Here is a 14,660-nt window from a genome sequence, read left to right as displayed (position 1 = left end):
AGGCTAAAACTTATGCTTCTACTTAGGATTTATAAATATCAACGACCTATGAATACTTACTTTAAGTGATTTGATGATATTATAAATTTTATTAGTATCAAGTGTATTACTTAAATGTAAGAATAAAATTTAATGTTGCAATTATTAGATATACATGGATATTTGCTTTGTTATATTTATTTAAAAAAGAATAATAATTAAATATTATATATAAGAAATATTTTATACTAATTACTGGTAATATGTAAGTTATTTTAGGTTGGATTGTTTTATTTTATTTTATTTTATTTTATTTTATTTAATACTGCTTTAGTGTTATGCTTATTGAAATATCCTTGTCAATTGGTAATGTTTGATCTACTATTAGTGAGTAATATGTAGAGTGTGATGTATAAAATCATTATATAAGTGATACTTTATTATTGTTATTATTACAATTGCTAATATTTTTTCATATGTTATATTTTTTATTGGCAGTTTATCCGAGTCTCAGTACTCTAATGATTTATTTTTTGTTTTACTTCTTTTCATTTTTTTTAATCGCTTCTGCTATTACAGTAGTCATGTCTTCAAATCCTGTATATTCTGTATTGAGTTTGATTCTTACTTTTTTTATATCTAGTACATTATTTATATTACTAGGAGCAGAATTTATAGCAATGTTAGTTGTTATAGTATATGTCGGAGCAGTGGCAGTATTATTTTTATTTGTTGTTATGATGATAGATACTAATTATTCTAGAATTAGACAGGGATTTGTTAAGTATTTTATTATAAGTTTAATGTGTGGAGTAGTATTTTTTATTGATATGGTATTAGTTATTCAAAATTCTCATATAAGAAGTGATGTTGTTAAAAATCAAGATATTAACATGGAAAATATGTTTATTATAGGTAATGTGATATATACAGATTATATGTACGTATTTCACTTATCTGGTATTTTACTTTTAATTTCAGTCACTGCTGCATTAGTGTTAACACTTCATCATAAGGATGATGTATATAGGCAAGATGTGTATAAACAAGTATCTAGAGATTCATCTATCAGATTGGCAGATCCTGAGTTTTTACAAGGAGTTAAAGATGAAGATATTGATTGATGCTGGTATTACTTTAAATCATTTTCTTATTTTAGCGGCTATATTGTTTACTATAGGAATGTGCGGAATTTTTATTAATCGTAAAAGTATTATTACTATATTGTTGTCTATAGAACTGATGTTATTAGCTGTGAATATAAATTTTGTTGCTTTTTCTGTATATCAGGGCAATATTTTAGGGCAAGTATTTACTATATTTATTTTAACTGTTGCAGCAGCAGAATCTGCTGTAGGACTTGCAATAATTGTTGTGTACTTTAGGAGTTGTGGTAATATTGATATTGATAAAGTGAATACAATGAAAGGATAAGTTTGTACTTACTATGATATATATATAGTGTTGGCAAATTTGTTAAAATGCGTTATTTTTTGTTTAAGTAAATTTATCTTAAGAAAATTTTATGATTGCTATTGAACTGCTATGTGTATTTTTACCTTTAGCAGGTTCTGTTTTATGCAAATTAATAGATAATAGATTATTTGTCCAAATATCTTCTTCATGTTGTGTTATAATTTCTTCTATATTAGCGTGGTATTTGTTTTTAACTTTTCAAGAAAGTTATAATGTAGATATTATGACTTGGATTCATATAGATAAGCTACAGGTAAATTGGTCTATTTATATAGATCGGCTGACAGTAATGATGTTAATGATAGTGACCACAATATCTTCAGTTATACATTTATATTCAATTGAATATATGCATCATGACAAAAGTGCGGTTAGGTTCTTTTCTTATTTGTCATTATTTACTTTTTTTATGCTAATGTTGGTTAGTAGTAATAATTTTTTACAACTTTTTTTTGGTTGGGAGGGAGTAGGATTATGCTCTTACTTATTAATAGGATTTTGGTTTCATAGGGCATCTGCTACTAAGGCTGCAATGAAAGCATTTATTATTAATAGGATAGGTGATTTTTCCTTTATACTAGGAATTTTGTTAATTTTTATAGTCTTTAATACGTTAGATTTTGTAAAAATATTTAGTTATGTAAACTCACATACAATTGATTATATTATTAACATATTTGGTTATGAAGTTAATGCAATTCATATAATTTGTATATTGCTTTTTATTGGTTGTATGGGAAAGTCTGCACAAATTGGATTACATACTTGGCTTCCTGATGCAATGGAAGGTCCTACCCCAGCTTCTGCTCTTATTCATGCTGCAACAATGGTTACGGCTGGTGTATTTCTTGTTGTTAGATGTTTTCCTTTATTTGAGGTATCTCAGTTTTCTCGTGAGTTAATACTATTGGTAGGAATGGTTACATGTTTTTTTGCAGCTACTGTTGCTATTGTACAAGACGATATTAAGAAAATAATAGCTTATTCAACGTGTAGTCAATTAGGATATATGTTTATTGCATGTGGAGCATCGGCGTATAATATGGCTATGTTTCACTTAATGACTCATGCATTTTTTAAGTCTTTACTATTTTTATCTGCTGGAAATATTATTCATTCAATGAATGGTGAGCAAAAAGTGAGTAATATGAGTGGTAATAGTTGGAAGAAAGTGCCATTTACATATTTATTGACATGGATAGGTTCTTTGTCTCTTGCTGGAATATTTCCATTTGCGGGATTTTATTCTAAAGACTTAATTATTGAAAGTAGTTATCATGTGAATATTTTTAGCTTTATTATTGGAAATATAGTCGCATTTTTAACGTCTTATTATTCTTGGAAGCTAATTATTACAGTATTTCATGGATCAAAACCTGAAGATAATTCGGTTCATGAATCAAAGTATATGATGTTAATACCTTTATTGATTTTAGCTATAGGATCTATAAGTTCTGGTATATTAGCAAAAGATTTTATTAGTATGGGTGATTTTTGGAAAGATAGTATTATAATTTTTCACCATCAAAAAGTTGGATTATTTATAGAATATTTACCTGTTATTCTCAGTATTATGGGAATTGTAGCGTCATATTTAATTTACTATTTTCAGTATTGTAGGGACTTGAATTTAAAAGTATTATATAATTTTTTACATAATAAATGGTATTTTGATAAAATATACAATCACTTAATTGTGGTACCAATAGAAAGAATATCGGGTATCTTATGGATCAATATTGATAAAAAAGTTGTTGATTATTTTTGTTTAGGTGGTATTACTAAGGCGGTAGATTTTTGCGCAAAATGTGCTACCAAAATTCAAACAGGATATATTTTTGATTATGCTTTTATTATGCTAATAGGCTTAATAGGGATTGTAATGTACTTTATTTATAATAATATAGGGTTTTAAAAATAGTGATATTTTTAATGATTATTTTTCCTGTTGTAGGAGCAATATTTTTATCGATAGTAAGATTTAAAAATGATTCTTTATCCGTAAAGATAATACCTTTATTCATTTGCAGTATAGTGCTGGTTCTGAATATAGTATTACTTTTAAAATTTAATTATGATAAGTCAGGATTTCAGTTTACTCAACAGCTAATAGATAACCTAGCTGTAGGATTAGATGGGATATCTATAGTATTTGTCTCACTTACTACTTTTTTATTTTTTATATGTAGCATATTTATTTTAGATAGTAAATTTCAAAAATTACAACCATTTTTATCATTATTTTTGCTTCTTGAAGGATTAATTATATGTGTTTTTGTATCACTGAATATTATTATGTTTTATGTATTCTTTGAGGCTGTACTTATTCCTATATTTTTTATTATTGGAATTTGGGGTCATCAAGATAAAGTATATGCGGCTTTTAAGTTATTTCTTTATACTTTATTTGGATCATTATTATTTTTAGTAGCGATAATATACATATATGTATTTACTGACGGAGTTACTAGTATAGAAAAATTAAGTGTCATTCTTTCTCATAAACTTACTATAAATGAACAGAAGTGGTTGTGGTTAGCATTTTTTTCTTCTTTTTCAATAAAAATTCCAATGATTCCTTTTCATACTTGGCTTCCTAATGCTCATGTACAAGCTCCTACTATAGGGTCAGTAATACTTGCAGGTATACTTATAAAAATTGGTGGTTATGGATTTTTAAGATTTTCTTTGCCTATGTTACCGGAAGCTAGTATCTATTTCTCGAAATTTATTGTAATTTTAAGCATCATAGCATTGATTTATACTTCTTTAATAGCATTTGCTCAAAAAAATATAAAAAAACTTATAGCATATTCTTCAATAGCACATATGAGCTTTATGACAGCTGGCATATTTTCGTTTAGTGAATATGGAATTTTAGGTTCTATTTTTCAAATGGTTAGTCATGGACTGATTTCTTCTGCATTATTTTTATCTGTTGGTATGATATATGATAGAGCACATACTTTAGATATAGATAAATATGGTGGACTAGCATTATCGATGCCAAAGTTTTCTTTTATGTTTATAATTTTTAGTATGGCTTCGGTGGGTATACCAGGAACTTCTGGATTTATTGGTGAATTTTTATCTATTTTAGGTATTTTTCAGAGTCTAAGGTTTGTTACAGCATTTTTTGCAATAGGTATTATATTAAGTGCAGTTTATATGTTGTATTTATGCAAAAAAATAATATGGGGGCAGCATAGTAATGTTATGATAAATGATATAACTAAAATAGAGCTAACGCTTTTAAGTTTTTTAGCTATATTTATTGTATTCTTAGGATTGTGTCCTCACGTTGTTTTAGATTATTTAAGATTACCAGTTCAACAATTGTTAGTGGACAAATTTTTTTGATACCTTAATGGTAATAATATGTATTGGAATGATTTTTTGTATATTATACCTGAAATTTTTTTGATTAGCTCTTCTTTGATCTTGTTGCTATTAGGAATAAAATTTGACAAATTGCTAATACACGTATTCTCTATGGCGAGCATATTTATCACAATAGTTTTGTTAGTATATAAATTTCATATTTATGAAGTTGTAATTTTTAATTCACTATTAAAATCAAATTTATATATTTGGCTGTCTAAAATTGTAATTTTAGGCTTAAGTGCAGTTATTTTATTAATGTTTTTAGTATCAAAACAAGAATATTGTTATGAATTTTCAATAATGATTTTATTTGTAGTATTTGGATTTATAACACTTATTGATGCAAATAACTTACTGTCGTTTTATCTATCATTTGAAATTCAAAGCATATCTTTATATGCATTAACTTGCTTTAATAAGCACTTACCTAAATCGTCAGAAGCGGGTATAAAGTACTTTATATTAGGTGCATTGTCTTCTTGTATTATGTTGTATGGAATATCTATGATATATGGATATTCTGATAATATAGGTTTTAATGAATTATCAAAATATTTTTCTCAAAATGAGAATGTACCTTTAGGGGTAATATTAGGAATTATTTTTATCTTAATAAGTTTTTGCTTTAAATTATCTGTGGCACCATTTCATATCTGGACTCCAGATGTTTATCAAGGTAGTCCAACAATTGTTACAGCATTTTTATCAATAGTGCCAAAAGCAACATTTATTTTATTGTTTATTAGAATATTAAATGAGGTATTTTTTAAGTATGTTATTCATTGGCAACAAATATTGATTTGCGTATCAGCAATGTCTGTGTGTATTTCATCATTTGGTGCAATTAGGCAAAATAATCTAAAGAGGCTTTTTGCGTATGCAGCTATAGGACATGTAGGGTATATGCTGGTAGCAATATCTATGTTTACTAGTAGTAGCATGGTTGCATCTGTATTGTATTTAATATTGTATTTAATTATGAACATAGGGATATTTGCTGTGTTACTTCAATATAAGGATAATGATTGTGATATATCTTATATAACTAATTTATGCAGTAGAAACCCATTGATAGCTTTTTGTATGACAATCATTGTACTATCTATGGCTGGTATACCACCATTAGGTGGGTTCTTTATTAAGTATGATATATTATTAAGCTTAATTGAAAATGATTTTGTTGTACTGGCAGTGTTATTTGCATTAATGAGTGTTGTTGCGTGTTATTATTATTTGCGGATTGTAAGAGCTATGTATTTTGATTCAAGTAATAGCACATGTGTATATGATTTGCAAAATAATGGTTTTTTGGTCATTTTATTTATCTCTGCTGCAGCTAATTTGTTTTTTTATATATATATGAATTATCTGAAAGGTTTTTTAGGTTATTTGTTTGACTTTTATTTTTTTAAATAGATAATGCTTACACATGAGATTAATCATTAACATATAGTGAAAAAAGTTTCAATATTTGGTTCTACTGGTGTAATAGGTCAAAAAGCAGTGCAGATTTTATTTGATAATCCGAATGATTTTACAGTGGAGGTGTTAACGTCAAGAAAAAATGTACAGTTATTAGCTTTGCAAGCTAGATTAATCAATGCAAAAAAAGTTGTGATTGTTGATACTAATTTGTATAAGGAATTAAAGGACTTGTTATCTGGTACAAGTATTCAAATTGAGGCTGGAGAACAAGGATTAGAAATGGCTAGTTCTTTAAATGTAGATTGTGCAATAGTAGCAATTGTAGGTATTGCAGCATTATGTTCTGTAATGAATTTAATAAAATTTGGTGTAAATACTATAGCTTTAGCAAATAAGGAAAGTATAGTATGTGGAGGGCAGTTATTACTTAATGAAGCAAAAAGACAAAACATAAATATACTACCTATTGATTCAGAACATAATGCTATTTTTCAGATACTTCATAATAAAAATTATATAGATAAGGTTACGTTAACTGCTTCAGGTGGGCCATTTTTATTTTTAAATTATGATGAAATGAAGAATATTACTCCTAAGGATACGTTACATCATCCTACGTGGAAAATGGGTAAAAAAATTTCTGTTGATAGTGCTACCATGGTGAATAAGTCTCTTGAAGTAATAGAAGCTTATTATTTATTTTCTTTAAATCCTTGTAAAATCGATGTTATAATTCATCCTGAAGCAATAATACATGGAATGATTTCTTACGTAGATGGTTCATCAGTAGGATTAATGTCAGTACCTGATATGAATATTCCTATTCTTTATACATTATATTGGCCGGAAAGAAAATTTTATAGCAAAAAATTAAATTTGGCATCTCAGGGCAAATTAACATTTATAAAACCTAACATTCAGCAATTTCCAGCATTAAAATTAGGATTTGATGTTTTAAAGTCATCAAATTATCATGCAAATAGTATTATTATTAATGCAGCAAATGAAATTGCTGTTAATGCGTTTTTAAATTTTAAAATAGGATTTCTTGATATTGTTGATGTTATATACAAAACATTAGATAAGATAAGTTATGGCAGTGTAAATTCTTTATCATCAATTATTGAATGTGACTTATTTAGTAGAAGGGTTGTTGAAAATATTATTAATAACTTTAATAAATTGAGCTGATGTTTGTATGAAACTTTTTTTTAAAATTTGTGTACTAAATATGTATAATACGTTATATCTATTATTTAAAAATAATGTTGGTAAGGTATGCATGTATGATATTCTGTTATTGATAGTTTAAGTATATTTTAGTAGTGAGTATTTTGGGATGATCAGGATTTTTTTTACTCTTAATAATATAAATGGAAAAGAGAGGGATTTTTCTTTAAATTATATACTAAGTATAAATAATCTAGTATATAGAGTATGTGATAGTTAGGGTGCCGCATGTTTAAGTATAATACTTTATTGTTAATCATTATTATGATTTTTATGAGCTCTTGTTTTAAAAGCTCTATGTTACATTTTAGCAAAAAATATACTCCTATATATAATCCTGGTGGTGAATATTTTAGTGCTGATCAAGATTTTTTTAATTCTTATAGTGTGTATAAAAAGAGAAGAGAAGCTTTTTTGCAAAAGGATGTAGCTAATAAGAAGCAAGGTAATAAATTAAATGATAAATCGTCTCATGTAGTAATGGGTCGTTTACAGGAGTACGGATCTACTGACTTAAGGGATTCTATGATAAATAGTGGGGGCGTTGATTTATCTCAGGTCAGTGGTGCAAAGTTTATCGAAATTGATAATCAGAACGGTAAAATTGAGGGGGATAAAAGTCATTTGCATTCAGTGCAATTAAAAGATGACAAAACAATGAAAATTAGTAATGTTAAGCAGGAACATAATAAAGTAAAAAATGTTGTAAAGAAATCTAAAAATTTAAATACTAATAAGGTAACAAATGTTAATGATCAGAATAAAAAATTAAATAATATAGCTAAAAATACAAAAAAAGAATTAAAAATAATAGATCAGAAAGGTAAGTCTTCTGGTCAAAATTATGCTTATAAAAATGGTGTGAAAGGTATTAATTTAGATACAAATGAAGTACGTGATAGTAAGATTGCTAATTCTAAAATTCAACAACATACCAAAGTAGTAAAAAAGTTAAATAAAAGCGAGAATCATGATAAAAAGAAGGAACTTTTTGCCAATAATGCAGGTGATGATTTAAATATAAAATTTGAGAATTATAGTAAAAAGCAGGGGCTAAAAGAAAATTTTGATTATGTGGTACGCGGGAAGGAGTCTAGTCAGAAAAAAAATGTTACAGGTGATAAAAGCGTGCAAGGTAAACATAAAGTTAAAAATTTATCAAATAATTCATCTCAAATAGTTAATAATTTAGAAGTAAAGAGGAACCAATATGATAAAGATAAAAAAAATTCTGATAAGATGAAAAAAATTCAGTCTCATGTTAGTAGTAATAGAAAATTACATGATAATAATGACAATGTATTACCAGGACAACAAGGTAATAAGAGAAAGGTAAGTAATAATTCTGATAATCATAAAAATCAATCACTGAATAGTACTTCAGCAGAACAAAATAATAAGAAAAAGGTAAGTAACAATTTTGATAATTACAAAAATCAATTACTGAATAATAGTTCAGTAGAAAAGAATAATAAGAAAAAGGTAAGTAACAATTTTGATAATTACAAAAATCAATTACTTAATAATAGTTCAGTAGAAAAGAATAATAAGAAAAAGGTTAATAATTCTGATAATCACAAAAATCAATTACTTAATAGTACTCCACCGGAAAAGCAAAATAATAATGGAAAGGTAAGCAATACTGGTAATAACAAAAATCAATTACTTAATGAGAATTCTAATAGTAAAGATGCAAAAGATATGCTTAATAATGATAAATTTAGCACTTTGTATGATGATGCAACAGATGATAATGATGAGCTTTTTGATGTAGAAAATAACTATGATAATGATTATACTATTCAATATATAGATTAATATTTTTATAACTTATATAATGGCGAAGTTGTTTATCATAGACAATTATATAAGGAATTAATATGAAGTTTTCTTGTGAGAGTATCGATGATTTTTTAGATAAATTTTATGATAATAGTATTGTTGTAAGAAAAAAGACACATGAAGTAAAAGTAGGAAATGTATCTATAGGTGGAGAAAATCCTATAGTTGTACAGTCAATGGCATTAGGTGGTTCTGATGATGCTAATAATGCTCAAGAAGTTGTTGAGTTGGCAAAAGCAGGATCTGAGTTAGTTAGGGTAGCTATAAATTCTGATAAAGCTATAAAAGCTATACCTTATATCAGAGACCAGTTGGTAAAAAACGGTTTTGATAGCAAAATGATAGTTGGTTGTGGTCAATATGAAGTTGCAAGGCTTTTAAATGATTATCCAGAATGTGCTGCTGCCCTTGGAAAAATACGTATTAATCCGGGAAATATTGGATTTGGAGATAAAAGAGATAAAAATTTTGAGCAAGTTATAGAATATGCTATTAAATATGATATTCCTATTAGAATTGGAGTAAATTGGGGTAGCCTAGATAAGCACTTACTTTCGGAATTAATGGATAAGAATGCTGCTTTAAGTAATCCTAAACCTGACTATTTTATATTAAGAAAAGCATTAATTATTTCATCATTGTTTAGTGCTTATCGTGCTGAAAGTATTGGATTACCTGCAAATAAGATTGTGGTCTCTTGTAAGAGTAGTAGTATTAAGGATTTAATATATATATATACAGCTTTATCTCAATTATCTAACTATGCATTACATTTAGGGCTAACAGAAGCTGGTTCTGGGCTTAGTGGAATTGTTAGTAGTGTAGCAGGTATATCACCGCTTTTATTAAGAGGAATAGGTGATACAATTCGTGTATCGTTAACATCTACAGCTATAGAATCTCGAGTTAATGAGATTAAAGTCTGTCAAGAAATTTTGCAATCGATAGGATTGCGTTATTTTTCAGCTCGGGTAACTTCTTGTCCAGGATGTAATCGTACAAATCCTCTATATTTTCAAAAATTAGTGACTGAAGTTAATGATTATATATCTGAGCGTATGACGACTTGGAAAGCTAATTATCATGGAGTCGAACATATGATTGTAGCAGTTATGGGATGTATAGTTAATGGCCCAGGTGAAAGTAAGCATGCTAATTTAGGTATTAGTTTGCCTGGTAGTGGAGAAAGGCCTGTTGCTGTAGTATATGAAAATGGGAAGAAGCTTTGTACCATACAAGATAAAGAAAATATCTTTACTAAGTTTAAGGATATTATAGATAGTTATGTTGCAAGACATTATAATAATTAGTAGTATTTTTATATATATGATATCACATAATGCGTAAAAACGAGAAAGGTGAAATGCGTCTTTCAGAACATTTTGCAGAATTAAGAAAAAGAGTATTAGTTAGTTTTGCTTTTTTTTGTATTATGTTTTGTATTTGTTATTTTTTTTCTGATAAAATATATAATTTTTTATTAATTCCTTTGATAGAACTTGAAGGAGATAATAAAGATTTTTCATTAATATATACAGCTTTAACAGAAGCATTTTTTGTGTACTTAAAAGTAGCAGTAATGGCAGCATTATTTTTTTCTATTCCTGTTTTTATATGGCAGTTTTATATGTTTTTAGCTCCCGGATTGTATAAAAAAGAGAAATTTATATTATTACCGTATTTAATATCTGCACCTGTGCTTTTTACTGTTGGAGCAGCAATAGTATATTATTATATTTTTCCTCTAGCATGGAAGTTTTTTATTGCTTTTGAGAATCTTGATGCTTCAATAGGAGTTCCAATCGAATTTATGCCATCAGTGAGTGAATATTTAGATTTAGTACTACAGCTTATGTTTGCTTTTGGAATGGCATTTCAATTACCAGTTATTTTGACTTTGTTAAATAGGATGAAAATAGTATCTGTAAAAAGTTTAGTAAATAAGCGTAGATTTGCTATAGTTATAATATTTACTGTCGCTGCTATATTAACTCCTCCTGATGTTTTAAGTCAAGTGGGATTAGCTATACCTATGATTTTATTATATGAAGCTTCAATATTAGCGTGTAAATACATAGAAAGAAATTATTGATTTTCTATACTTACTGTAAATTACATAATTTGGTATTATTGATTTTATAAGAATATTTTTTGATACTTAGAATAAATGTAGCTGTGCACAAATAACAAAGGTATTTATGAGAACAATTTCAAGCTTTTTTTGGGAAAAAAATAGACTTACATTGCTTTTATTAATATTGTTTTTGTTTCTTGGATTATATTCTTATATTAAGATTCCTCGGGAAAAAATTCCTGAAATTAAAGTTCCTGTTATATCAGTTAGTACGTCATTACAAGGTATATCTCCAGAAGATGCTGAAAAATTGCTAATATTGCCTATTGAAAAAGAAGTTAAATCTATTGAAGGTGTAGAAAAGATGACTTCAATAGCACAAGATGGTGTAGCAAGTGTTATGTTAGAATTTGCTTCGGGATTTAATCATAAAAAAGCTATGGAAGATGTAAGAGCAACATTAGAAAATATACGAGCACGTCTGCCAATAGGAGCTACTTCTCCTCTGGTTCATGAGGTAGATTTGAGTTTATTTCCAGTATTAAGTATCGGTTTGGTAGGAGATATTCCGGAAAGAACACTATTAACAATAGCACGTGAATTACAGCATAAAATTGAACCATTAGATAATGTTTTAAGCTTAAAGATCATGGGAATGCGTAAAGATATACTTGAAGTTATTATTTCTCCCGATACAATTAACATGCATAATTTACATGTAGAAGAAGTTTTGCGCGCAATTGCGCGTAATAATGTATTGATACAATCAGGTAATTTAGAATCTAATATAGGGAAGTATACATTAAATATAGGAGGTTTATTAAAAAATTACCAGGATGTTATGAATATACCAATTAAAGTTCATGGTAATTCTGTTATAACAGTTAAAGATATTGCAACAGTACGTCCAACTTTTGAGAGTGTTAAGAGTTTTGCTAGAGTTAATGGTAAGCCATGCTTAGTATTAGAAATTTCAAAAAAAGCTGGAAAAAATACTATAGAAACAATACAGCAAGTTAAGAATCTTATTAATAATGTAAAGGATTTTTTTCCGAAAAATTTATCAATCATTTACTTACAAGATCAATCTTATGAAATATTAGATATTTTGAATGAATTACAGAATACTATAATTATTTCAATTTTACTTGTAGTAATTGTAATGATGATATTTATGGGTGTGAGAATTGCTATTTTAGTATCTTTGTCTATACCTATATCTTTTTTACTAGGCATTACAGTAATGTATTTTATGGGATGTACATTTAATGTAGTAATTTTATTTTCTCTTATAATGGCAGTTGGCATGCTTGTTGATGATGCAATAGTTATTAATGAATATGCTGATAGAAAAATGATAGGTGGATTATCCAAAAGAGAGGCTTTTCAAAGAGCAGCTTATGATATGTTTTGGCCAGTTGCATCTGCAACTTTAACAAAATTGGTAGTGTTTATTCCTTTATTATTTTGGCCAGGGGTAACTGGTGAATTTATGAAATATATTCCAATAGCTTTGATAACGACGCTAACAGGTTCTTGGATTATGGCTATGATATTTATGCCTGTTTTAGGATCTATTTTTAGTAAACCTTCCGTATCTAGTGTAAAAGATGTAGAAAAAATTAATGCGATAGAAAGTGGTAATATTGATAAATTAGGATTATTTTTTCAATGTTATGCATATATATTAGACAATGTACTTAATTATCCTAAAAAATTTATTTTTATAGTTACTACTGTGTTGTTGATGTCAACAATAGCATATTTTTATATTGGTCCAGGAGTAGAATTTTTTCCAAATATTGAGCCAAGTATGATTGCAATTAATGTTAAAACTGATAGCAATTTGTCTGTTTATGAAAAGTGTAATATAATTAAAGAAATAGAAGAAAAAATTTTGAATATTAATGGTGTCAAATTCTTTTACTCTAAGGTTGGTAACATTGGCTCTGGTGAGGAGAAAGTTATTGGAGCAATTCATATTGGATTGCAAGATTGGAAATTTCGTCGTAAATCAGCAAAGATATTAAAAGATATTCTTCATTTAATAAAGGATATAAAAGGTATTATTGTTGATATTGAAGAAGAAAAAATGGGTCCTAATCGTGGAAAGCCGATACAAATAAGCTTAAGTTCTTATAATACAGAATCTATAAATCCTGCAGTTACAAAAGTTACTTCTTTAATGACAAAATCTTCAGGATTTACTGATGTGTTAAGTGATAGTGATTCATTGGAAATAGAATGGAGAATTGATATTGATAGACATAAAGCTGCAATATTTGGAACAGATGTTGCTATGATAGGGGAATTTCTTAAAATGATTACTGATGGTGTAATACTTAGTAAATATTATCCAAATAATTCAAATGAAGGGGTAGATATCATTGCTAAATTTACTAAAGATTATCGACGCCTTAGCACTCTCAAGACGCTTTTGATTAATACAATATATGGACCTGTACCTATTGAAAATTTTATTATTAAGAAAGCTTTTTATAAAGTAAAAAAAATACAACGAGTTGATGGATTGAGAGCATTAAATATTTCTGCTAATTTAGAACCAGGATATTTTGTAAATGAAAGGATACAATACTTAAAAAATAAATTAAAGGAAAATTGGGATTCAAAAGTATTAGTTAATTTTACAGGAGAAATAAAAAATCAGAAAGATTCCGTGCTTTTTTTAATAAAGGCATTTATTGTTGTAATAGTATTAATTGCTATAATTTTAATTATTGAATTTAATAGTTTTTATTATGTATTTATCATCATGACAGCAATTTTCTTATCAACTACATGTGTGTTTTTTGGATTTTTATTAACTTACAAAGTTTTTGGGGTGGTAATGGGAGGAGTAGGAATTATTGTACTTGCAGGTGTGATAGTTAATAACAATATATTGTTGATAGATGCGTTTTGTGTAAATTTAAATAGTATTACAACAAAAAAAGAAGCTATAATAAAAGCAGCTTTATCAAGAATAAGACCAATTTTGTTAACTGTAATTACAGGAGTGTTAGGATTATTACCTATGATTTGTAAGGTTAGTATAGATTTTTTGCATCGTGATGTTTTATATGATTCACCATCAAGTCAGTTATGGGTTGAATTATCAACAACTATATCTGTAGGATTAATATTTGCTACGGTAATTACATTATTTTTTACGCCTTCACTTTTAATGATTAGTAAAATTAAGGAAAAATCTTGAGGTTATACGTATTAGTGTATTTATAAGATTAATTAA

Annotated in this window: 10 protein-coding genes; all 10 read left to right on the top strand. The window is 27.3% G+C overall.

Annotated features, from left to right (window positions below):
- Positions 1–500: 500 nt before the first annotated feature.
- The 10 genes from NLO413_RS01315 to NLO413_RS01270 all read left to right on the top strand — a co-directional run bounded on the left by NLO413_RS01315 (position 501) and on the right by NLO413_RS01270 (position 14,624).
- Positions 501–1,103, top strand: a complete 603-nt coding sequence (locus tag NLO413_RS01315; RefSeq protein ID WP_045808755.1) for an NADH-quinone oxidoreductase subunit J — start codon at positions 501–503, stop codon at positions 1,101–1,103.
- Positions 1,087–1,413, top strand: coding sequence for an NADH-quinone oxidoreductase subunit NuoK (nuoK, locus tag NLO413_RS01310; RefSeq protein ID WP_045808754.1), 327 nt, complete (start codon positions 1,087–1,089; stop codon positions 1,411–1,413). The genes NLO413_RS01315 and nuoK overlap by 17 nt, the downstream gene beginning before the upstream one ends.
- A gap of 91 nt (positions 1,414–1,504) precedes the next feature.
- Complete coding sequence (gene nuoL, locus NLO413_RS01305) at positions 1,505–3,370, top strand: NADH-quinone oxidoreductase subunit L (RefSeq protein WP_045808753.1); 1,866 nt, start codon at positions 1,505–1,507, stop codon at positions 3,368–3,370.
- Between the two features lie 2 nt (positions 3,371–3,372).
- Positions 3,373–4,815, top strand: a complete 1,443-nt coding sequence (locus NLO413_RS01300) for a complex I subunit 4 family protein (protein ID WP_410517981.1) — start codon at positions 3,373–3,375, stop codon at positions 4,813–4,815.
- A gap of 18 nt (positions 4,816–4,833) precedes the next feature.
- Positions 4,834–6,255: an NADH-quinone oxidoreductase subunit N gene (locus NLO413_RS01295; protein WP_045808751.1), complete on the top strand. Its 1,422-nt coding sequence runs from the start codon at positions 4,834–4,836 to the stop codon at positions 6,253–6,255.
- Positions 6,256–6,291: 36 nt separating this feature from the next.
- Entirely contained in the window at positions 6,292–7,455 is a 1,164-nt protein-coding gene (dxr, locus tag NLO413_RS01290) for a 1-deoxy-D-xylulose-5-phosphate reductoisomerase (protein WP_045808750.1), read from the top strand.
- 267 nt (positions 7,456–7,722) lie between these two features.
- The gene (locus NLO413_RS01285) at positions 7,723–9,312 is read left to right on the top strand and encodes a TRP75-related protein (RefSeq protein WP_045808749.1); all 1,590 of its coding nucleotides are present in this window, start codon (positions 7,723–7,725) and stop codon (positions 9,310–9,312) included.
- A gap of 62 nt (positions 9,313–9,374) precedes the next feature.
- On the top strand, positions 9,375–10,646 hold the full coding sequence (gene ispG / locus NLO413_RS01280) for a flavodoxin-dependent (E)-4-hydroxy-3-methylbut-2-enyl-diphosphate synthase (RefSeq protein WP_045808748.1): 1,272 nt from the start codon (positions 9,375–9,377) through the stop codon (positions 10,644–10,646).
- A 29-nt stretch (positions 10,647–10,675) separates the two neighbouring features.
- Positions 10,676–11,428, top strand: a complete 753-nt coding sequence (gene tatC / locus NLO413_RS01275) for a twin-arginine translocase subunit TatC (RefSeq protein ID WP_045808747.1) — start codon at positions 10,676–10,678, stop codon at positions 11,426–11,428.
- A gap of 106 nt (positions 11,429–11,534) precedes the next feature.
- Positions 11,535–14,624 carry an efflux RND transporter permease subunit gene (locus NLO413_RS01270; RefSeq protein ID WP_045808746.1) on the top strand — a complete coding sequence of 1,030 codons (3,090 nt, stop codon included), beginning with the start codon at positions 11,535–11,537 and terminating at the stop codon, positions 14,622–14,624.
- Positions 14,625–14,660 lie beyond the last annotated feature (36 nt).

It is taken from the genome of Candidatus Neoehrlichia procyonis str. RAC413 (genome assembly GCF_000964795.1).
GTDB classification, from domain to species: Bacteria; Pseudomonadota; Alphaproteobacteria; order Rickettsiales; family Anaplasmataceae; genus Neoehrlichia; species Neoehrlichia procyonis.
Note: the sequence above shows the minus strand (reverse complement) of the source record. Positions and strands in the feature narration are given on the sequence as shown.